At 34.7% G+C, this 20,997-nt stretch carries 18 protein-coding genes; 11 read left to right on the top strand and 7 right to left on the bottom strand.

The genetic code is table 11. From position 1 onward, the window contains the following. Positions 1-36: 36 nt before the first annotated feature. Entirely contained in the window at positions 37-2,433 is a 2,397-nt protein-coding gene (locus BLQ19_RS14710; RefSeq protein ID WP_074538851.1) for a zinc-dependent metalloprotease, read from the bottom strand. Positions 2,434-2,629: 196 nt separating this feature from the next. On the opposite strand from BLQ19_RS14710, the gene BLQ19_RS14715 reads away from it, so the two are divergent. From BLQ19_RS14715 to BLQ19_RS14745, 7 genes are all read left to right on the top strand, one after another. Continuing rightward, a complete protein-coding gene (locus BLQ19_RS14715) occupies positions 2,630-4,096 on the top strand; it encodes a circularly permuted type 2 ATP-grasp protein (protein ID WP_024480610.1) in 1,467 nt (488 codons plus the stop codon). A gap of 3 nt (positions 4,097-4,099) precedes the next feature. After that, complete coding sequence (locus BLQ19_RS14720; protein ID WP_024480609.1) at positions 4,100-5,047, top strand: alpha-E domain-containing protein; 948 nt, start codon at positions 4,100-4,102, stop codon at positions 5,045-5,047. A 43-nt stretch (positions 5,048-5,090) separates the two neighbouring features. Further along, complete coding sequence (locus BLQ19_RS14725; protein WP_074538852.1) at positions 5,091-5,945, top strand: transglutaminase-like domain-containing protein; 855 nt, start codon at positions 5,091-5,093, stop codon at positions 5,943-5,945. 74 nt (positions 5,946-6,019) lie between these two features. Next, positions 6,020-7,118, top strand: a protein-coding gene (gene prfB, locus BLQ19_RS14730) for a peptide chain release factor 2 (RefSeq protein WP_139150270.1) whose coding sequence is annotated in 2 segments (ribosomal slippage) — positions 6,020-6,082 and positions 6,084-7,118 — 1,098 coding nt in all. Because the reading frame shifts where the segments join, the coding sequence is not laid out codon by codon here. Positions 7,119-7,138: 20 nt separating this feature from the next. Then, the gene (gene arsC, locus BLQ19_RS14735; RefSeq protein ID WP_074538853.1) at positions 7,139-7,480 is read left to right on the top strand and encodes an arsenate reductase (glutaredoxin); all 342 of its coding nucleotides are present in this window, start codon (positions 7,139-7,141) and stop codon (positions 7,478-7,480) included. Between the two features lie 105 nt (positions 7,481-7,585). Further along, positions 7,586-8,059, top strand: coding sequence for a hypothetical protein (locus tag BLQ19_RS14740; protein ID WP_024480605.1), 474 nt, complete (start codon positions 7,586-7,588; stop codon positions 8,057-8,059). A 12-nt stretch (positions 8,060-8,071) separates the two neighbouring features. Beyond that, positions 8,072-10,546, top strand: a complete 2,475-nt coding sequence (locus tag BLQ19_RS14745) for a TonB-dependent receptor (RefSeq protein WP_074538854.1) — start codon at positions 8,072-8,074, stop codon at positions 10,544-10,546. Positions 10,547-10,638: 92 nt separating this feature from the next. On the opposite strand, the gene BLQ19_RS14750 is transcribed toward BLQ19_RS14745, so the two are convergent. Beyond that, the gene (locus tag BLQ19_RS14750) at positions 10,639-10,818 is read right to left on the bottom strand and encodes a hypothetical protein (RefSeq protein WP_024480603.1); all 180 of its coding nucleotides are present in this window, start codon (positions 10,816-10,818) and stop codon (positions 10,639-10,641) included. Between the two features lie 144 nt (positions 10,819-10,962). Between BLQ19_RS14750 and fumC the strand changes: the two genes are divergently transcribed. After that, a complete protein-coding gene (gene fumC / locus BLQ19_RS14755; protein ID WP_029446333.1) occupies positions 10,963-12,360 on the top strand; it encodes a class II fumarate hydratase in 1,398 nt (465 codons plus the stop codon). 79 nt (positions 12,361-12,439) lie between these two features. On the opposite strand, the gene BLQ19_RS14760 is transcribed toward fumC, so the two are convergent. Continuing rightward, positions 12,440-13,327, bottom strand: coding sequence for a DUF8428 domain-containing protein (locus BLQ19_RS14760; protein ID WP_024480601.1), 888 nt, complete (start codon positions 13,325-13,327; stop codon positions 12,440-12,442). 152 nt (positions 13,328-13,479) lie between these two features. Here BLQ19_RS14760 and BLQ19_RS14765 point away from each other — a divergent pair, with 152 nt between their 5' ends. Continuing rightward, positions 13,480-13,944, top strand: a complete 465-nt coding sequence (locus BLQ19_RS14765) for a GNAT family N-acetyltransferase (RefSeq protein WP_074538855.1) — start codon at positions 13,480-13,482, stop codon at positions 13,942-13,944. A gap of 8 nt (positions 13,945-13,952) precedes the next feature. Beyond that, positions 13,953-14,747 carry an MBL fold metallo-hydrolase gene (locus tag BLQ19_RS14770; protein WP_074538856.1) on the top strand — a complete coding sequence of 265 codons (795 nt, stop codon included), beginning with the start codon at positions 13,953-13,955 and terminating at the stop codon, positions 14,745-14,747. A 208-nt stretch (positions 14,748-14,955) separates the two neighbouring features. Here BLQ19_RS14770 and ettA read toward each other — a convergent pair whose 3' ends face one another. From ettA to BLQ19_RS14785, 3 genes are all read right to left on the bottom strand, one after another. Further along, a complete protein-coding gene (gene ettA / locus BLQ19_RS14775; RefSeq protein ID WP_024480598.1) occupies positions 14,956-16,647 on the bottom strand; it encodes an energy-dependent translational throttle protein EttA in 1,692 nt (563 codons plus the stop codon). A gap of 48 nt (positions 16,648-16,695) precedes the next feature. Then, positions 16,696-16,872 carry a CAL67264 family membrane protein gene (locus BLQ19_RS21335; protein WP_091624683.1) on the bottom strand — a complete coding sequence of 59 codons (177 nt, stop codon included), beginning with the start codon at positions 16,870-16,872 and terminating at the stop codon, positions 16,696-16,698. An 84-nt stretch (positions 16,873-16,956) separates the two neighbouring features. Beyond that, positions 16,957-17,940, bottom strand: a complete 984-nt coding sequence (locus BLQ19_RS14785) for a Gfo/Idh/MocA family protein (RefSeq protein WP_025614999.1) — start codon at positions 17,938-17,940, stop codon at positions 16,957-16,959. A 76-nt stretch (positions 17,941-18,016) separates the two neighbouring features. Here BLQ19_RS14785 and BLQ19_RS14790 point away from each other — a divergent pair, with 76 nt between their 5' ends. Then, the gene (locus BLQ19_RS14790) at positions 18,017-19,645 is read left to right on the top strand and encodes an acyl-CoA carboxylase subunit beta (RefSeq protein WP_025614998.1); all 1,629 of its coding nucleotides are present in this window, start codon (positions 18,017-18,019) and stop codon (positions 19,643-19,645) included. Here the strand turns inward: BLQ19_RS14790 and BLQ19_RS14795 are convergent. Next, positions 19,642-20,988 carry a M24 family metallopeptidase gene (locus BLQ19_RS14795; protein WP_024480595.1) on the bottom strand — a complete coding sequence of 449 codons (1,347 nt, stop codon included), beginning with the start codon at positions 20,986-20,988 and terminating at the stop codon, positions 19,642-19,644. The two genes, BLQ19_RS14790 and BLQ19_RS14795, sit on opposite strands and share 4 nt — an antisense overlap. Positions 20,989-20,997: the final 9 nt, after the last annotated feature.

The following is a 20,997-nucleotide window of genomic DNA, read 5'->3' on the forward strand; positions in this document are numbered from 1 at the left end:
AATTAATCAAATATAGAAGGTTGTTTTTCAACTCATTTAATAACAATCCATACCAATAGGAGAGCCATCAGGGATTTTTTCAGCAGGTAGTAATTTAAACTGATCTGGATGTTCTTGAAATTGTTTAATCCTATGAACTAATTCAAAATAAAAAGCATCATTCTTCTGCTGGTACGCATGCTTTAAATTATTTAAGCTTAACCGCGCAATAGCATTCACCTGGTTATGTACTTTTTCTGAATGAGCTAAATTCATCAAATAATACAGCACCCGATAATTAATTGCTTTTTGTACCTCAGACAAGTAAGCGTCCTTACTATCATTTTCAAAGGTTGCCGCAATTACTTGATGTATCACCTCCTCTAAACCTAAGTTTTTATCATCGATACTTTTTTGCGCCACTAGTATTGACGCTCTCTCAGGATGCAATAAAAAACCTAAGGTAACGTCTGCTGCTGTTTCTGCCGCCGAAATAGGATCAAAGGCAATTCCCGTTTTACTTTCAAAAGACTCTCTAGATCTAGAATTACCAAAAGCCCTAGGTGGAAATAAGGCTAACTTTTCTTTAGGAATAGCAATTACCGCAGCATCTAATGTTTTAAGAACACTTTTCAAGGCTTCTCTCTGCAATTTAGCATCTAGCGTTTTTACTACCATTTGCCCATCACCTTTAACCGCATAATTAAAATCTATTCCTCCAATTACTTTGGAAGCTGCTTCTACCTGATACCTATGAAAAAGATACAAGGGCACAAAAACATCTTCTAGAGTAGTATAGGTTTCCCCCGTCTTTATATTATCTACCGAAAAATTGTCAATACCTAAGGCTCTAACTTTTAAAACATGTTCTAACTCTTCGGAAGGACTGCTTCCATTGTCCCACAAATGACTCAAGGCGTTGGTAACTCCTTTAGGTCTGGCATCTTGATCCGTACTATATCTCAATCCTTTTTTTTGTGCCGCTTCTAGAATGGCATTTAATTCTTGGGATTCATTTTCTCCTTCGGTAAAATCTGAATAAGAATACGCTACGGTTACCTTATCCCAAGCTCCAATTCCGCTTGCATACGCTTCTGAAAAATCTATCTTATCTTTCTTAATATTAAACTTAGGGTGTGGATAATCCATCACTGAAGCATTCATATTGGTACTTGCTGCAAAATTATGCGCAAATCCTAGGGTGTGCCCAATTTCATGTGCTGATAGTTGGCGTATTCGAGCTAGCGCTAACGCTAACATTGGTTGATAGTTATCATCTCGCGTTTCAAAAGGTTTATCCATCAATGCTTGCGCAATCAAAAAATCTTGACGGATACGTAAACTCCCCAAACTTACATGCCCTTTTATAATCTCTCCTGTTCTAGGATCTGTAATACTACTCCCATAACTCCACCCTCTTGTAGACCGGTGCACCCATTGTATCACATTATATCTAGCATCTAAAGGATCTGCATCTGCTGGTAACATTTTTAATTGAAAAGCATTTTTATACCCAATAGCTTCAAAAGCTTGATTCCACCATTTTCCTCCTTCTAATAAAGCACTTCTTACGGGCTCAGGGGTACCATTATCTAAATAATAAACTATAGGTGCAACCGCCTCACTAATTTCTGCCTGAGGATTTTTCTTTTCCAAACGATGCCTTCTTATAAATTGTTTTAAAATGGGCTCTTGAACCGGAGTGGCATAGTCGTAATAAGAAAAAGGGTAAGAACCACTTCTAGGATCATAAACTCTTTGTTTGAAGTTATCATCCGGCAATGCTATAAAAGAGTGATGTTGTGCTACAGTAACTAAATTTGCATTAGGAACAACGCTTCTTAATTCTGACCCTTTAGCATCACCTTTGAAAGTTAATAACACATCTAATTCTACATTATTAGGAAAAGCTTTGGTCCGCTCTAAATTAAAAGCACTCTTACTTTTATCCAGACTATATGACCCTTGTTGTGCTCTCTTTAATCTACTAGACACACCATGGGTATCTTGCATTAGAAAATCCGTAATATCAATTACATAGACACCATTTTTCTCTTCTTCAATTTTAAAGCCAAATAAGACAGAGGTGGCAAAAGCCTGTGTTACAGATTTTTTCTCTAAAACATTATCCGTTAAAGCTCTGTATTTTAAGTTAGGCTGAATTAATAATAATTTGTTCCCTGCTTTTTTAAAATAAACCACCTGCTCATTTCCCAATTGTCCGCGGTCTAAACCTATATCATTACTCCCTATTCCATTACTTAAGGCATAGATATATAAAAACTCTTTATTCAGTTGGTTTACCTCTAAGTACACTTTATCATTTTGACTGTCATAAGAGAAATTAAACAGTCCTTTAAATTTCTGAAAATTCTTTTGTTTCTCAGCGAGCTGGGCGGTAATAGTTAGTGTAGTTAATAATAAAACTAAGAGAAGTAATTTCTTCGATATCATTTCAGGTGGTTTTAGCTTTTAAAGCTATAAAAAAACAATGGAATGGGTAGCCTAATAGCCCTAAAATAAGAAATTAAGCAATTTGTTAATTTTTAGTATTTATTTTTATTTGAATACTAAAATACAGCGTGTTTATTATCAATTTACCACTATCGAATTTAATGAAAACCAGTACCTTAACTAAAACTCTAACCATATGACAAATATTGAAAATAAAATATTTTCTTCGTACCAACGAGATAGTCAATTGTATGATGAAATTTTTGACGAAGAAGGAGCCATTAAGCAGGTATATCAAAAATTATTTAATCTTTATGGAGAACATTCTATTGAAGATTATGTCAAGCTAAATTCAAAAGCAAAATCATCCTTTTTCAATCAAGGTATAACTTTTCAAGTATATGGAGATAAAGAAACTAAAGAGAAAATTTTTCCTTTTGATCTTTTCCCAAGAATTATTGACCCAGAAGAATGGGAAATAATCGAAAAAGGATCCATACAACGCAGTAAAGCTTTAAATCTGTTTCTATGGGATATTTACCACGATAAAAATATCATCCGAGATGGTATTGTTCCAATGGATTTAATTAGCTCCTCCGCTAATTATTTAGATCAAATGAATGGTGTAGATCCTCCGGGTGGTATTTACAACCATATTTCTGGTATTGACGTAATTAAACATAAGGACGGGAAATACTACGTTTTAGAAGATAATATCCGTTGCCCATCGGGTGTTAGTTATGTTATTTGCAATAGAACGGCATTAAAGCGTGCCCTTTTTGGTGTTTTCAACCATTATCAAACCTATTCCGTAACCAATTACGCAGAAAATTTATTAGATCTACTTGAAAGTGTAAAACCGCAAGGTGTTGATATCCCCAACTGTGTAGTCATTACTCCAGGAATGTACAACTCTGCTTTTTATGAGCATTCTTATTTAGCAAAAACAATGGGGGTTGAACTAGTAGAAGGACGGGATCTGTTTGTAGAGAATGATTTTGTTTATATGAAAACTATTAAAGGCCCTGTTAAAGTAGATATAATCTACAGGAGAATAGACGATCAATTCTTAGACCCATTAGAATTTAAGTCAGATTCTGCCATAGGCGTTCCTGGCTTATTTGCTGCTTATAAAAAGGGTAATGTAACTTTGGCGAATGCACCAGGAACAGGAGTTGCCGATGACAAGGCTGTTTATACCTATATGCCTCAAATTATAAAATACTATTTAGACGAAGAACCTATTTTAAATAATGTACATACCTATCATTGTTCTAGACCAGAAGAATTAAAGTATGTTTTAGATCATATACATGAACTAGTTATTAAACCTGTAGATGAAGCTGGAGGATACGGAATATCCATTGGTAATCGATTGTCTACATCAGAAATTGAACTAGTCAAAGAGCAAATAATAGAGAGCCCTAGAAAATATGTAGCACAACCTATCATGTCGCTATCGGTTCACCCCACATATATTGATGAAACGGAAGAATTTGAACAACGCCATGTTGATTTAAGAACATTTACGGTTCTAGGTAAGGATAAAGAATTTGTACTCAAGGGTGGTCTAACGAGAGTTGCTCTTCAAAAAGGAAATCTAATTGTAAACTCATCCCAAGGGGGTGGATCCAAGGATACTTGGGTTCTAAAAAATATATAACATATGCTTGCAAGAGTCGCTAACAACCTATTCTGGATGGGTCGATATATAGAACGTTCAGAACATATTGCCCGCTACCTAAATGTAAATTATTTTTCTTCTCTTGATGCGCCAAACCAACTTTCGCAATCAAGACAGTTTGTTTTACGTTCCATGTTATTCATGGTAGGTGATCCAGAGCTAGATGATGATAAACATCTATTAGAAGAGCATGTATTATATAAAATAGGCGTTGATCACGATACACCTTACTCTATAATTAATAATGTAAAACTAGCTCGAGAAAATGCTAATAGCGCTAGAGACCTAATATCTACAGAGTTGTATGAAGCTATAAATAAGTTTTACCATTTTATTCTAAATTATGACCCAGCGATATTCGTAAAAAATGGCTTACATGATTTTACATTGCATATCACCGAAATGACCGATATTTTAAGAGGTAAAATACGAGGTACTTTATTACATGATCCGGTGTATGCAATTATTATGTTAGGAATAAATATGGAGCGGGCTACCCAAGTAATCAGAATAATAAATGCAAAATACAATGATGCTCTAAACTCTCAAGGCGGCTACGGAGACAAGTTTAGTAAAAGTTTTGAGTGGACAACCCTGTTGAAATGTGCAGAATCTTACGATATGATGAGAAGGCATTACAAAAAAACCCCTACGAGTGTTTCAACTTTAGAATTTTTAATTCTAAATCCAAACTGCCCACGTTCTATAATGAATAGTTTAAATCAGGTTTATAGGCATATTAAAGTTTTAGATACCACTACAAACTATAATAAAAACGCGACCGCTTTCTTAATTGGCAAGGTTCGTTCAGAGATACAATATAAGCACATCGAAGAAATTGAGTGTAATATTCAAGCATTTATTGAAAATATTTTGAATAATTTATCTGAAATAAGCTTAAAAATGGAAAAAGAATTTTTTAATTATTAAACTAATTATAAGGCTTTAACTCAGCCTCAATTTCTTAAAATTTATGCCACTAGAATACTGTATTAGATATAACACTACTAACACCTATGAAAATAAAGTACACAGTGCGTATTGGCAATTTTTAATTATTCCAGAGACTAATGAATCTCAAGATTTAATCACTACAGACTTCAACAATTCTTTGGCTGCAATGAATGAGTTTTCAATAAATGGTTATGGTTTTAGTACGATAAGAGTAAACCCCAGAAAGAATTTTCAAGAAATTACTTTCAACGCTGAGTTTAAGGTTTTAAAAAAAGATGCTAACCCCTTTGAATTTGATCCTTCACAAAATATAAAAGAGGACTATCTAAGGCTCAATTCATTAAATTTTAAAGTAGATTTTGATCAATTTTTAAAAAACACCCCTTTTACTACTTTACCTGATAGCAGTATGGGGTTATATCAATTAGATGATACGCTATCACTATTTGATAATTTACAAGCTTTAAACACTTGGACGTATCAGTCTATTTATTTTAAAGTAGGTGTAACCGATGTGAATACCACACTTAACAATATCATTACCAAAAAATACGGGGTTTGCCAAGATTTCACGCATTTATTTTGCGCCATTGCCCGTAATAATAAGATACCTACAAGGTATGTATCGGGTTACTTGCATCAAGGAAATGGATATTTTGGTGATTCTCAAATGCATGCATGGGCTGAAGCCTATATTCCTACCATAGGCTGGGTAGGTTTTGACCCCACCAATAACGTACTAGTAGCTTCTAATCACATTAAAGTTTGTCATGGAAAAGACTACCAAGATTGCGCCCCTTTAAAAGGAATTGTATGTAGCCAAGGGCAAAATGAAACCCAATATTCCGTTCAAGTAATTAGCCGACAACAGTAAGACATCTTTTTTATCTTTAGTAGAGAATACCTATAAAAAGAAGCTTATTTTTGCTTTAAATAAAATAAATAATGATAATTACTACAGACCAATACAAAGGTCTTTTAGATCGCCTTGGTGCGTTAAGGAGGTACCTTTGACGTTGATACCAAACTTATAGAGATAGAAAATGAACAAGAAAAAACATTAGCACCGGACTTTTGGGATAATCCTCAAAAAGCTCAGGAGCATATGAAGTTCATTCAATCTAAGAAAAAATGGGTCGATGATTACAACACCGCAGAAGCCTTAGTGACCGATCTTGAAGTGCTGATAGAATTTCAAAAAGAAGGTGCTATTACAGAAGAAGAGGTAGAAAAACATTACACAAAGACCTTAGATACGATAGAGAATTTAGAGTTTAAGAACATGCTTTCTGAGGAAGGTGATGAGCTTCCTGCTATTCTTCAAATTACCGCCGGTGCCGGAGGCACAGAGAGTTGTGATTGGGCTGCCATGTTAATGCGGATGTATATGATGTGGAGTGAAAAAAATGGCTTTAAAATAAAAGAACTCAATTACCAAGAAGGTGATGTTGCTGGGATTAAAACAGTAACCCTAGAGATTGATGGAGAATTTGCTTTTGGGTGGCTAAAAGGTGAAAATGGCGTACATAGATTGGTTCGGATCTCTCCTTTTGATAGTAATGCAAAACGCCATACTTCTTTTGCCTCTGTCTATGTGTATCCATTAGTAGATGATAGTATTGAGATTGATATTAATCCTGCCGATATAGAAATTACAACGGCAAGGTCTTCTGGTGCTGGAGGGCAAAACGTTAACAAGGTAGAGACAAAGGTTCAATTAACGCATAAACCAAGTGGCATTCAAATTTCGTGTTCAGACTCTCGTTCGCAACATGATAATAGAGCTACAGCATTAAAAATGCTTAAGTCACAGCTTTATGAAATAGAATTACGCAAAAAGATGGAAGCGCGCCAAGAAATTGAATCTACTAAAATGAAGATTGAATGGGGTTCTCAAATTAGAAACTACGTCATGCATCCTTACAAGTTGGTTAAAGATGTACGTACAGGTGCTGAAACCGGAAACGTTGATGCGGTTATGGATGGTAACATTGATACGTTTTTAAAAGCTTTTCTAATGATGATGGGCCAGAAAGACGAAGAATAACCTTTTAATTGAAAAATATAATGATCAAAATATATCATAATCCAAGATGTTCAAAATCTAGAGAGGGCTTAGCTGTTCTGGAACATGCTAATAAAGATTTTGAAGTGGTTAAGTACCTAGAAAAACCGGTAACCGAAAAAGAGCTTACAGAAATTGTAAAGCTGCTAGGTATTCCTGCCATTGCTTTAGTTCGGAAAAACGAGAAAATTTGGAAGGAAGAATTTAAAGGAAAAGTACTATCCGAAGAAGCTGTTATAAAGGCAATGGTCGCAAACCCAAAGCTAATAGAACGACCAATTATTGTAAATGGTAGTAAAGCCGTAACTGGACGCCCTTCTTCTTCTATTCTATCTATTATATAATTTGCTATTCTTTGGCATAAAACTTGGTTAAATCATTTTAACAAACTTTTAACCAAGTTAATTTAAACCTTATTTTAGTTTTATAATCTTATAATATTATTAACCATGAAAATATTTTTAAACTCTTTAATTGCAATTTTAGCTTTAATAGTGTCCTCTGTAGAGGTGAATGCACAATACGGTAATGGTTACGGAAACGGTAGCGGAAATGGTTATGGTAGACAACGAAATTCTATACCACAAGCACAAACGCCACAAGAAGAACCAAAAGCTTTAACTGCAGAAGAAATTGTAGATAATGAAATGCCTAACATCACGGAATCTGTAGGATTAAATCCTTTTGAAGAGGCTATTGTTAGAAGTATTTTAACCAAAAGTGTACAGAAACGAATTGAATTGCAAATTTTAAAATTGGCTCCTGAAAAAACAAGAGAGGCCATGGAGAAAATTGTGAAAGAGCAAGAAGAAGAATTAAGAGCAGGCTTACCGGAAGATAAGTATGAAGCTTTTGAAAAATTACAAAAAGACAGATTCAAAACAAAAAAGAAAAAAAAGAAAAAAAAGAAAAACAAAGATTAACTAAAAAACAGCATGAAACTACTACTACCAATTACCCTTCTACTATCATTATTTAGCTTAACTGCTCAAAGACCACAAGAGCAAAACCCCATTAAAATAACAGGAACTGTAGTAGAACAAGATACAGGACAACCTTTAGAATACGCAACACTAGTTCTGCAAAATGTTGAAGATCCTAGTAAAATTTCTGGTGGTATTACCAATGAATCTGGAAAATACGAGGTAGAAGCACTACCTGGAAAATATAACGTAAGTATTGAATATATAGGATACAAGACCTATAGACTACCCAATCAAACGCTTTCAAAATCTATAAATTTAGGAACTATTAAACTAAATCCTGATGTTTCTCAATTAGAAGGTGTTGAAGTCGTTGCCGAAAAAACAACTGTTGAGGTTCGGCTAGATAAAAAAGTGTACAATATTGGTAAAGATCTTACCACAAGCGGTGCTAATGTAAGTGATGCTCTTAATAACGTACCCTCTGTAACTGTAGATGTAGATGGCGCCATTAGCTTAAGAGGGAATGAAAATGTTAGAATCTTGATCAATGGAAAACCTTCTGCTATGGCTGGTTTTGGCTCTACAGATGCCTTGCGCCAACTTCCTGCAGATGCTATTGAAAAAGTAGAAGTAATTACGAGCCCATCTGCTAGATATGATGCTGAAGGTACCGCAGGTATTTTAAACATCATTTTACGAAAAGAAAAAACTTTAGGATTTAATGGCTCTATAAACACTACTATAGGCCACCCTACTTCTAGTCAAATTAGTAGTAATTTAAACTTACGTACTGACAAGTTTAATATTTTTAACACTTTAGGCTATTCGTACCGTACTTCTCCGGGTAATGCCTATTTTGATAACACCTACACGACGGGCGATTATGATCGTATTTTTGAAGATAGAGATATCACTAGAAAAGATAAATCTTTCAATGCCAACATAGGACTTGAATATTTCTTGACCGAAAAATCATCTATAACGGCTAGCGTTTTTGGGCGTTTTTCTGATGAATCTGATATTACGGAAAACGAAAGTCAGCGTTATGAAGGCACTACCGTGACGAATGAAACCTTCCGTACCGAAGATGAAGGGCAAGATGATAAAAGTTATCAAGTGTCCTTAAACTACACTAATAATTTTAATGACAAAGGGCATAAGTTAACTTCAGATTTTCAATATTCTTATGATGTTGAGGATATCTTGACCACCATAGTAGAAAACAATACTATCCCTGATACAGCACTCTTAGCTAGGGAAAACATATACGAAGATGAAACTCAGAATGAATACTTATTTCAGGTAGATTATGTACTTCCAATGGGCGATGCTCAATTTGAAGCTGGATATCGTGGAAATTTTAAACAAAGCATTACAGATTATCAATTAGACACGTTAAATCAGGAGACCAATCAATTTGCTACCAATTTAGATTTGACAAATAAGTTTACGTATGACGAAAATATAAATGCCTTTTACTCTCAATATGGTAATAAATATGGCCAGTTCTCTTTTCTTTTAGGTTTACGGTTAGAAAATACCCAATTAAAAGGTAAGGTAGATTCTGAATACGATGAAGAAGCGTTACAAGAAGTTCTAGGATCTGAGATAGATTTAAATTTTGACAAAAACTACTTAGGCCTCTTCCCTACTGTAAACTTAATCTTCGAATTAAGTGATATGGAAAGCATCTCTTTAGGGTACAATAGAAGAATTAACAGACCTAGAGGTCGTTATATCAATCCTTTCCCATCAAGATCTAGTAGAACAAATGTATTTCAAGGAAATCCAGACTTAGATCCTGCTTATGCGAATGCATTTGATTTAGGATACCTAAAGCGATGGAAAAAATTAACCTTAACTTCTTCTATATATTATCAAAAGGAAACGAATTCCTTTGAAAGAATCCAAGAGGAGACCGGTGAGCTTACTTCTGATGGTATTAGTATCATAAGATCATTACCTATTAATTTATCTTCTAACCAGCGTATTGGTGCTGAGTTAGGGATTTTGTATAATCCTGCAAAGTGGCTGCGTTTAAACGGAAGCTTCAATTTCTTTCAATTTGAAACAGAAGGAATTTTTAATGAGGTAGATTATGGTGCTAAAAACACAAGTTGGTTTTCTAGATTCAGTTCTAAAGTATCTTTACCTGCTAGTATTGATTGGCAAACCAATGTATTTTACAGAGGCCCATCAGAGAATTCACAAACAGAAAGCAAGAGCATGACTTTTGTAAGTCTTGCCTTTAGTAAAGATGTATTTGGAGATAATGGAACACTATCATTTAACGTAAGTGACTTATTCAATTCTGCTAAAAGAAGATCTTTCACAGAAACAGAATTTTTCACTTCAGAGAGTGAGTTTCAATGGAGAAGAAGACAAATTACACTTGGTTTGGTTTATAGATTTAATCAACCTAAAGGAAAAACGAAACAGCGAGGACAACAAAGAAATGACGATGATGGTGGGGATGAATTTTAAAAACCACCTCACCTATAGAAACAAAAAAAGAAGCCAAATGGCTTCTTTTTTTTATGATAAAAACTAAGAATTTAGAAATGAATTGAAGTTTCTTATTCCTCGTTATTTAATTTTGCTTTTCTAGCATCACGCTTTTCTTTGAAAAATTCTATAAGATTTCCTCCTAACCAGTAAGGTATTACAAAAGTTAATAAGAAAATCATTAGCCAAAAACCGATTGTTAAGATGGTTAAAAACGCTAAAAAACCTAAATATTGGTCAAATTCAAACATGCTATTAATTTTTATTATTGCAAAGATACTTTGAAAATGATGAATAGTACAAATGAATTTAAAAAAAATCTATAAAAAATTTCTAGAGACTCCAAAAAAAAATCACAATACAATATCTTTGTACTATACATTAATAAATTTCTTATGAGTTATAGAATAGAAAAAGATACGATGGGCAACGTAGAAGTCCCTTCCGACAAATACTGGGGCGCACAAACACAACGCTCAAGAAACAACTTTAAGATAGGTCCTGTAGGCTCTATGCCATTAGATATTGTCTATGGTTTTGCTTATTTAAAAAAAGCTGCTGCCTACGCCAACCATAAATTAGGTGTTCTTACTGAAGAAAAAAGAGATCTAATCGCAAAAGTCTGTGATGAAATTCTATCTAAAAAACATGACGATCAATTTCCTTTAGTTATTTGGCAAACAGGTTCTGGTACCCAGAGTAATATGAACGTTAATGAAGTTATTGCCAATAGAGCGCAAGAACTTGCTGGTAAGGTTATTGGTGAAGGTGACAAGGTAATACAACCCAATGACGATGTTAACAAATCTCAATCTTCTAATGATACGTTTCCTACCGGGATGCATATTGCCGCTTATAAGAAAATAGTTGAGGTCACTATTCCTGGAATTACACAATTAAGAGATACGTTACATAAAAAAACTATCGAATTTAAAAACGTTGTAAAAATTGGACGTACCCATTTAATGGATGCCACTCCCCTAACCTTAGGACAAGAATTTTCTGGATATGTATCTCAATTAGATCACGGATTAAAAGCATTAAAAAATACATTACCACATTTAGCAGAACTTGCTCTTGGAGGAACTGCTGTAGGAACCGGTTTAAATACTCCAGAAGGATATGATGTGATGGTGGCAGATTTTATTGCTGAGTTTACAGGATTACCTTTTGTAACTGCTGAAAATAAATTTGAGGCTCTCGCTGCACATGATGCTATTGTTGAAAGCCATGGTGCCTTAAAACAATTAGCTGTTTCTTTAAATAAAATTGCTAATGATATTAGAATGATGGCATCAGGACCACGTTCAGGTATTGGTGAAATCATTATCCCTGCTAATGAACCAGGAAGTTCTATTATGCCAGGAAAAGTAAACCCTACGCAATGTGAAGCACTAACTATGGTTTGTGCACAAGTTATGGGTAACGATGTTGCTATTAGTGTTGGTGGCACTCAAGGACATTATGAACTTAATGTTTTTAAACCTATGATGGCTGCAAACATTTTACAATCTGCCGAATTAATTGGAGATGCTTGTGTAAGTTTTGAAGAAAATTGTGCGGTAGGTATTGAGCCAAATCATGAAGTTATTAAGCAATTACTTAACAATTCATTAATGCTCGTTACGGCCTTGAATACTAAAATAGGATATTACAAAGCTGCTGAAATTGCGAACACAGCTCATAAAAATGGAACTACTTTAAAAGAAGAAGCCGTTAATTTAGGTTATGTATCTGCTGAAGACTATGATGATTGGGTAAAACCAGAAGAAATGGTTGGAACATTAAAATAGTAGCTAAGAAATATAGTATAAAAAGAAAGGGGTACTCTTATGAAAGATTACCCCTTTTTTGTTAATGGTTAGTCTAAGACTATTTTAAAGTGAACTTGCTAGTTCCTAATAATTTAAGCTTGTTGTCATAAACATTAACCATATAGTTTCCTTTTTGGAAATCACCTGATGGCTTATTGATATAATCACAAACATCTAAAGCTTTGTTCTCATAGTAGAAAGAAGTTGCTTTACTATACGTTACAGAAGCTCCAGCATCACTAGTTTTAGTAAAACTCTCTCCTAATACATTTCCTTGAGGATCTAATACTTCAATATAAAAAGCTTTATCACCCGCTTGAGCAATGGTATTGTTTGTTAATGTAAAGCAAACTTTAAATTTATCTGTTGCACCAGCTCTAGAAGTAGATACTAATTTACCACTATTACGCTCTTTTACTGCATCTACAGCTAATTTAGAAATGTTTAATGCTGAACCTCTTTCAACAACATTTGCTAATTGTGTATTTTGAACGACTAAAGAATCGTTGAAAACTGTTTGCTTTTCTAATTCTGTGAAAGTACTATCTCGTTCCATTACTAATCTTCCGTTAGAACGTGTAAGAGAATCTACTTTTCTGATTAATTGTTGTCTTTCTTTAGTTAAAATACTCACTTGTCTTCTGTATTTTCCTAAAGCAGAAATATCAAGTTTCATCGTTTTTACAGAATCTATGTATTTTGCAATATTATCTCTTGCACTAACTAATTCTTCATTAGTTGCATTGCTTTCTAAAATTGCTTTGTCATATTCAGAACGTAAGCTTGTTAAATCTTCAACAACTAATTCTTTTTCTTTGCTAAGCTTGTCTGTGTTGTCTTGCTTTTCTTTATAAAGACTCACGGTATAAATTACCAATCCAACCAACAATACTAGTAATAGACCAGCTATTACTTTTAATCCATTGTTACTTTTTGTTTCTGCCATAATTTAAAAAATTAAAGTTCTTTTTAGTTTTCCTCTTACAAGGGCGTTTGTTTGTATCAGAAATATATACGTTTTAAACTTATTTTTAGATTTTTTAGGCAAAAAATAGTTCACAAATGCCTTAATTTTAAGGTGTTTTAAAACAATAAAATATGGCAATCACTATAATACCCTATGAACCAATACATTCCAAAGCCTTTCACGATTTGAATGTAGAATGGTTAAAAAAATATTTTTATGTAGAAGAAAAGGATAAAGAACTTCTTAATGATTGTGAAAACACTATTCTGAAAAAAGATGGTCATATATTCTTTGCAAAGTATGAAGGAAAAATCGTTGGCTGTTTTTCGTTCCTTAAAATTAATGCTAGCACTTTTGAGTTAGGAAAGATGGCGGTTAGCGAAAAATACCAAGGACTTAGAATTGGACAAGAGCTTTTAAAATTTGCTATAGCTTTTGGAAAGGAAAGCAATTGGGATAAAATTATATTGTATTCAAGTACAAAATTACCACACGCCCTCTACCTTTATGAAAAATATAATTTCGAAATAGTTCCTTTAGAAAAGGACTTACCCTATGAACGAAGTGATATTAAAATGGAATTACAATTAAAATAAAAACACTTATGAAAAAGTTAGTTACCCTAAGCCTTTTAGGAATTTTAGCAATAGCTTGTAAAGAGAATGAAAAGAAAGAGCCTGTTTCAGAAACGCCACCTGAAGTAACAGAAACAATAGCAACCATTAAGGAGGTGGTAAACGTAACTCCCATAGAACATGCTTCTGCTGTTTTGCAATGGGGAGAAACCACCATATACATTGATCCCGTTGGAGGAGCATCCGCCTACACTGATCAAAAGAACCCTAATCTTCTGCTGATTACAGATATCCACGGAGATCATTTAAGTGTTGAAACTCTAGATTCTTTAGACCTTTCTAAAACTAAAATAATAGTTCCACAGGCTGTAGCAGACAAACTACCAGAAAAATATACTGCTCAGCTACATATTTTGGCAAACGGAGCTACACAAGAATTTGACGGTATTACGATAGAAGCTATACCCATGTACAACCTTAGAGAAGAAGCTTTACAATTCCATACCAAAGGGAGAGGAAACGGTTATGTATTAAGTAAAGGTGATGAGCGCATTTATTTCTCAGGAGATACGGAAGACATACCAGAAATGCGTGCGTTAAAAAATATTGATAAAGCTTTCATTTGTATGAACCTACCCTATACGATGACGGAAGAAAGTGCTGCCAGTGCTGTTTTAGCGTTTAAACCAAAACAAGTATACCCATATCATTATAGAGGAAAACCAGAGGTGAGTGATGTTGTTAAATTCAGAAAATTAGTCAACGAAGGTGACCCAACTATTGAAGTTATTCAATTGGATTGGTACCCGAAAATGGATTATTAAAAATCCTGCAGCATCAGAAAATATTCTAGGCACCGTAGTAATTACATTGATTATATGTCTAGCTTATTAGTAGATAACCTTATGAAAATGTCAAAAGAATTGCATTTTTAATAGACCGCGTTAACAAATTATAACGGTTTACAAAATATCAAAATAAAAAGGCCTTCCACATTTTGGAAGGCCTTTTTAAAGTCAAACAATTCGATACTTAACGAATCAGTTTTTTGTACTTGATACGTTTCGGCATTAAATCGCCACCCAAACGTTTCTTCTTGTTCTCTTCATAATCAGAGAATGATCCTTCAAAGAAATATACCTGAGAATCTCCTTCAAAAGCTAAAATGTGGGTACAAATACGATCTAAAAACCAACGGTCGTGAGAAATAACTACCGCACAACCTGCAAAATTCTCTAAACCTTCTTCCAAAGCTCTTAAAGTGTTTACATCAAGATCATTCGTAGGCTCATCCAAAAGAAGTACGTTGCCTTCTTCCTTCAATGTCATGGCTAAGTGTAAACGGTTACGTTCACCTCCAGACAACATGTTCACTTTTTTATTTTGTTCACTTCCTGAAAAGTTGAATCTACTTAGGTACGCACGAGAATTTACTTGACGGCCACCCATCATAATCATTTCTTGTTCGTCACTAAAGTTTTGCCAAATAGTTTTTTCTGGATCTATATTAGAGTGACTCTGATCTACATACGCAATTTTAGCAGTTTCTCCCACTACAAACTCACCCTTATCCGCATTCTCTTCTCCCATGACCATTCTAAAAATGGTTGTTTTACCGGCACCGTTTGGACCAATAACACCTACAATACCCGCTTGAGGAAGTTTAAAATTAAGATCTTCATATAACAGCTTATCTCCGTAAGCTTTACTTACACCAATAGCTTCAATTACATTTGTCCCTAAACGAGGTCCGTTAGGAATATAAATTTCTAGTTTTTCATCAAGTTGTTTTTGATCTTGACTCATTAACTTATCATAGTTATTCAAACGCGCTTTTTGCTTTGTTTGACGACCTTTTGCACCTTGACGTACCCATTCTAATTCCCGCTCTAAGGTCTTTTGGCGTTTAGAAGCTACTTTACTTTCATCTGCCATACGTTTAGATTTCTGATCTAACCAGCTAGAATAGTTCCCTTTCCAAGGAATACCTTCACCTCTATCCAATTCTAAAATCCAACCGGCAACATTATCCAAAAAGTACCTATCATGCGTTACGGCTATAACAGTACCCTTGTATTCTGCTAAATGATGTTCTAACCAATGTACAGATTCTGCATCCAAGTGGTTCGTAGGCTCATCTAATAATAAAATTTCAGGTTCTTGTAATAATAAGCGACATAAAGCAACACGTCTACGCTCTCCTCCAGATAATACTCCTATTTTTTTATCTGGCTCTGGCGTGCGTAAAGCATCCATAGCAATTTCTAGTTTCGTATCTAACTCCCAAGCATTAGAAGCATCTATCTGATCCTGTAATTCTGCTTGGCGCGCCATTAGCTTATCCATCTTATCTGCATCAGAATATACTTCTTCTAATCCAAACATATCATTTATCTTATTGTACTCATCAAGAATAGCGACCGTATCGGCTACACCTTCTTTTACAATTTCTAGAACCGTCTTTTCTTCATCTAATTGTGGTTCTTGCTCTAAATAGCCTACGCGGTATCCTGGAGAAAAAACAACATCGCCTTGGTAGTTTTTATCTGCACCCGCTATAATTTTTAGAAGTGTTGATTTACCTGATCCGTTGAGACCTAAAATTCCAATTTTAGCGCCGTAAAAAAAGCTAAGGTAAATATTTTTTAATACTGGAGTATTTGCCGTTTTAAAGGTTTTTGTAACCCCAGACATGGAGAAAATTACTTTCTTATCGTCAGACATATGTGTTTAACTATATTTAATTGTTTGTACTTTATTTTGTGGTAAAATTTAAACTCTTCCTTTTAAAGCATTAAAAACCCAAGCAATTGCTAAAAATCCGATTCCAACAGCTGCAAAACCATAGCCTGCAACCTCGTAGTACCTAAAAGCTCCTAAAGCTATTAAAGATAATCCTACAAAAATCATTATAAAAGTAGCCCATGCGAGTACCGTGTTTTTATTCATTCCCATAATATCTTGTAATTTTAGTTCGTTGGTGGGGTCAAATATCGTTATTTTAAGGAGTTTTCTATTTAGAAACTGCAACTTTTATTCTTCAAAAGGAAAAACAATACCCGCTTTTGCTCTTATGGTATCTAATAGTCCTATTAAATTCATACTATCTTCATGACTCCAATATGTGCTTTCTATAGCTTCGTTTGCTAAACAGTTTTGAACTTCTAAAATCTCATAATAATACCCCCTACCTTCCGTAGGTAAGTCAAATTTCGTAATTTCTTGGTTAAGTTCCAACTCAAAACCTTGCGCTTCATGCCATTTCGGATCTATAAAAATGGTTCCTTTAGTTCCTGAAATTTCAGCTTTCATTTCCGATTTAGAATTTAACCCACTATACAGAACAGCCTGAGCATCTGGATAGTCAAAAATCATAGCCGTTTGCATTTCTATTCCCGTTTTATAAAACTTAGAAGAAGCCATAATAGCCTCAGGATTCCCTAAAATTAAATAGGACAAAAAAACAGGATAAATTCCTATATCTAACAAAGAACCTCCAGCCAAATTGGGGTTTAACAACCTATTCTCATCATCTCTATGCAAGGCTGGAAATGCAAAATCTGCCTGTATATATTTAATAGCACCTAAAACACCCTCGGCAATTAATTCTGTTACTTTTTGGATTGCAGGGTTAAAACGACTCCATAAGGCTTCCATCAAAAAAACATTATTCTCCTTCGCTGCGGCAATCATTTTTGTAACCTCTTCCGTATTCACCCCTAAAGGTTTCTCACATAAAATATGCTTCCCGTAATACATTGCATCAATAGCCAATTTAGCATGAAAAGAATGCGGTGTTGCAATATAGATCACATCTACTTCTGGACATTTAAATAGCTCTTCATAACTGCCAAATGCATATTTTGAGGCGTAATGTTTTGAGAATTCCTCCGCTTTTTCAATACTTCTGGAAGCTACGGCTACCAATTCAGAATCTTCAACTAAGGCCAAATCTTTCACAAAGTGATTTGCAATACTGCCCAATCCTACTATTCCCCAACGTAGTTTTTGTTTCATTTTCTCTTTATATATTATCAAAGTTAATCAATAATTACTCCTTATATTTATACCCATTAAAGAAATTTTAATACGTATGGATATCAACTTCAATAAAAACGAAGATCATAATAAATTACTTTTATCAGCATTAAAAAAAAGACTGACGGCCGTTAAATTAGGAGGCGGAAAAAGTAGAATTGAAAAACAACATGCTCAAGGGAAAATGACTGCCAGAGAGCGTATTGATTATTTATTAGATGATAAAGCAGATGCTATAGAAATTGGTGCATTTGTTGGCGACGGTATGTATAAAGAGCATGGCGGATGCCCTTCTGGAGGGGTTGTTGTTAAAATTGGATATGTAAAAGGTAAACAATGTATTGTGGTAGCCAATGACGCTACTGTTAAAGCAGGAGCTTGGTTTCCTATTACTGCCAAGAAGAATTTAAGAGCTCAAGAAATTGCCATAGAAAACAAATTACCAATTATTTACTTGGTTGATAGTGCTGGTGTTTATTTGCCCATGCAAGATGAAATTTTCCCAGACAAAGAGCATTTCGGGCGTATTTTTAGAAATAACGCCGTGATGAGCAGTATGGGGATCACACAAATATCTGCCGTTATGGGCAGTTGTGTTGCTGGTGGTGCTTATTTACCAATTATGAGTGACGAAGCACTAATCGTAGACAAAACTGCAAGTATTTTTTTAGCAGGAAGTTATTTGGTGAAAGCTGCTATTGGCGAAAGTATCGATAACGAAACATTGGGCGGTGCTACTACACATTGTGAAATAAGTGGCGTAACTGATTATAAATCTAAAGATGATGCTGATGCCTTAGATACCATTAAAAACATCATGAGTAAGATTGGTGATTTTGACAAAGCTGGCTATAACAGAATAAAGGCTGAAAAACCAAAAGAAAATCCGCAAGACATTTACGGGATCTTACCTAAATCAAGATCTGACCAGTATGATATGGTTGAAATCATTAAACGATTAGTAGATGATTCTGATTTTGAACAATATAAAGAAGGGTACGGTAAAACCATATTAACAGGTTATGCACGTATTGATGGTTGGGCTGTAGGTATCGTAGCTAACCAACGTAAGGTGGTAAAAACCACCAATGGAGAAATGCAATTTGGAGGCGTTATTTATTCCGATTCTGCAGATAAGGCAACCCGTTTTATTGCCAATTGCAACCAAAAGAAAATTCCGTTAGTCTTTCTACAAGACGTTACCGGCTTTATGGTAGGCAGCAAAAGTGAACATGGCGGTATTATAAAAGATGGTGCTAAAATGGTGAATGCTGTGAGTAATTCTGTAGTCCCTAAATTTACGATTGTTATTGGAAATAGTTATGGCGCTGGTAATTACGCAATGTGCGGTAAAGCTTATGACCCACGATTAATTGTTGCATGGCCTAGTGCTGAACTAGCAGTAATGAGTGGTAATTCTGCCGCTAAGGTATTATTGCAAATAGAAAAAGCTTCTTTAAAGAAAAAAGGAGAAGAGATTACTCCTGAGAAAGAGGCCGAATTATTTAGCAAGATAAAGAACCGATATGATGATCAGGTTTCTCCATATTATGCAGCATCGCGTTTATGGACCGATGGCATTATTGACCCGTTAGATACTCGTAAATGGATTTCTATGGGAATTGATGCTGCGAATCATGCTCCCATAGAAAAACCTTTTAATTTAGGCGTTATTCAAGTTTAATTCCCTTGATGATTTTTTATACGCGGAATAAGAAGTAATTCCGTTTGTCTGCCATTTACATATCTAAATCCGTTTTCGCCATAGAAACCTGCTTCTTCAAGCATAATACGAATATCTCTGTTCCATTCTGGAACTGTAATCGTGGTATTCAATTCTATAGCGTAAACGGTATTTTTGTTTAAGGGGTATTTATCTCCATCGTCTTTCATTACTCCATCTTGAGCATCCCACATGCCTATCGTTGTTCCTGCCGAATGACCATACAAACCTAAAGGATGTGTATAAATTGAGGGCCTAAGACCGGCAACCTTAGCTTCCTGTAATGATTTCGCTAAAATTTCATTTCCTGTTCTCCCTTCAATCATATTATTTGTCAGAAAATCTTGAACGCTATTACCGTCTTTTAGGCCTTCCACCAAAAACTTGGGCGCTTGTTTTTCTTCTGGTTGTAACACATAAGCCAATTCTTGACAATCAGTATTTAACCTTAAATACGTAATGCCAAAATCGCAATGCAACAAGTCTCCGGGTACAATAGTCAGGCCATCAGGTCTTCCTGAAAAGGAATACAAATGATCTACTAATTTTTCACTACTGCGTTGCACATCTACCGTAGGATGAAACCAAGTTTCCAAGCCTAAATCTGTTACCTTTTGACGCATCCACCACTCCACTTCTGTTGTGGTCGTAACCCCTGGAGTAATTACTTTTTCTGAAAATGCTTCTGCGATAATATCATGTGTTATGTCTACCAATTGATTGTAAATAACCATTTCACGAGGCGTACGCGTTTCTATCCAACGCACTGCAAGTTGTTCTGCAGAGATTACTTTGGAATGCATTTTCTTAGGTAAATAGCTCATGAACTCGTCATAATCTGTTTTATCTAAGCCATCAGCGATATTATGATCTTTAGAGAAATTTAACCCAATCTTATTTGGGTTACGTTCTTGAATTAATTCTATAAGTCTTTTCCATTGGTCTGGTTGCTTTTCTTTATCCCAAGCAGAAACAATACTTTTACCCACATCATAACGTGCCACTGCTAATTTTTCAATAGTATTTTTTGATTTGTTCCTGTAGAATAGAAGTATTGTTCTTCTACGCGCGTTTAACCAAGTAGCAGGGAGCATGGTTTTAAGAACAGGATCTTCATTGTATTCTCTAGAAATTACCACCCACATATCAATAGCTGCAGTATCCATCAATTCTGGAAGTAAAACATTAAAGCGCTCTTCTAAAATCTCGTCTACTACGGTAGCTCTTTCTACTTCTGGGAGAATTTGTTGCGCAAAACTACATACAACACAAAATAATGCAAAACTTAACATGGTTATTTTCATAGTGGTCGA

Source organism: Cellulophaga baltica, from assembly GCF_900102165.1.
GTDB classification, from domain to species: Bacteria; Bacteroidota; Bacteroidia; order Flavobacteriales; family Flavobacteriaceae; genus Cellulophaga; species Cellulophaga baltica.

Bases quoted from the DNA above. Each gene is read 5' to 3' on its own strand.
- BLQ19_RS14770 (WP_074538856.1), top strand. From the start codon at position 13,953: ATGAAAAAGTTAGTTACCCTAAGCCTTTTAGGAATTTTAGCAATAGCT.
- ettA (WP_024480598.1), bottom strand. From the start codon at position 16,647: ATGTCTGACGATAAGAAAGTAATTTTCTCCATGTCTGGGGTTACAAAA.
- BLQ19_RS14740 (WP_024480605.1), top strand. From the start codon at position 7,586: ATGAAAATATTTTTAAACTCTTTAATTGCAATTTTAGCTTTAATAGTG.
- BLQ19_RS14795 (WP_024480595.1), bottom strand. From the start codon at position 20,988: ATGAAAATAACCATGTTAAGTTTTGCATTATTTTGTGTTGTATGTAGT.
- BLQ19_RS14765 (WP_074538855.1), top strand. From the start codon at position 13,480: ATGGCAATCACTATAATACCCTATGAACCAATACATTCCAAAGCCTTT.
- BLQ19_RS14715 (WP_024480610.1), top strand. From the start codon at position 2,630: ATGACAAATATTGAAAATAAAATATTTTCTTCGTACCAACGAGATAGT.
- BLQ19_RS14760 (WP_024480601.1), bottom strand. From the start codon at position 13,327: ATGGCAGAAACAAAAAGTAACAATGGATTAAAAGTAATAGCTGGTCTA.
- BLQ19_RS14745 (WP_074538854.1), top strand. From the start codon at position 8,072: ATGAAACTACTACTACCAATTACCCTTCTACTATCATTATTTAGCTTA.
- BLQ19_RS14720 (WP_024480609.1), top strand. From the start codon at position 4,100: ATGCTTGCAAGAGTCGCTAACAACCTATTCTGGATGGGTCGATATATA.
- BLQ19_RS14710 (WP_074538851.1), bottom strand. From the start codon at position 2,433: ATGATATCGAAGAAATTACTTCTCTTAGTTTTATTATTAACTACACTA.
- fumC (WP_029446333.1), top strand. From the start codon at position 10,963: ATGAGTTATAGAATAGAAAAAGATACGATGGGCAACGTAGAAGTCCCT.
- BLQ19_RS14725 (WP_074538852.1), top strand. From the start codon at position 5,091: ATGCCACTAGAATACTGTATTAGATATAACACTACTAACACCTATGAA.
- BLQ19_RS14790 (WP_025614998.1), top strand. From the start codon at position 18,017: ATGGATATCAACTTCAATAAAAACGAAGATCATAATAAATTACTTTTA.
- BLQ19_RS14750 (WP_024480603.1), bottom strand. From the start codon at position 10,818: ATGTTTGAATTTGACCAATATTTAGGTTTTTTAGCGTTTTTAACCATC.
- arsC (WP_074538853.1), top strand. From the start codon at position 7,139: ATGATCAAAATATATCATAATCCAAGATGTTCAAAATCTAGAGAGGGC.
- BLQ19_RS21335 (WP_091624683.1), bottom strand. From the start codon at position 16,872: ATGAATAAAAACACGGTACTCGCATGGGCTACTTTTATAATGATTTTT.
- BLQ19_RS14785 (WP_025614999.1), bottom strand. From the start codon at position 17,940: ATGAAACAAAAACTACGTTGGGGAATAGTAGGATTGGGCAGTATTGCA.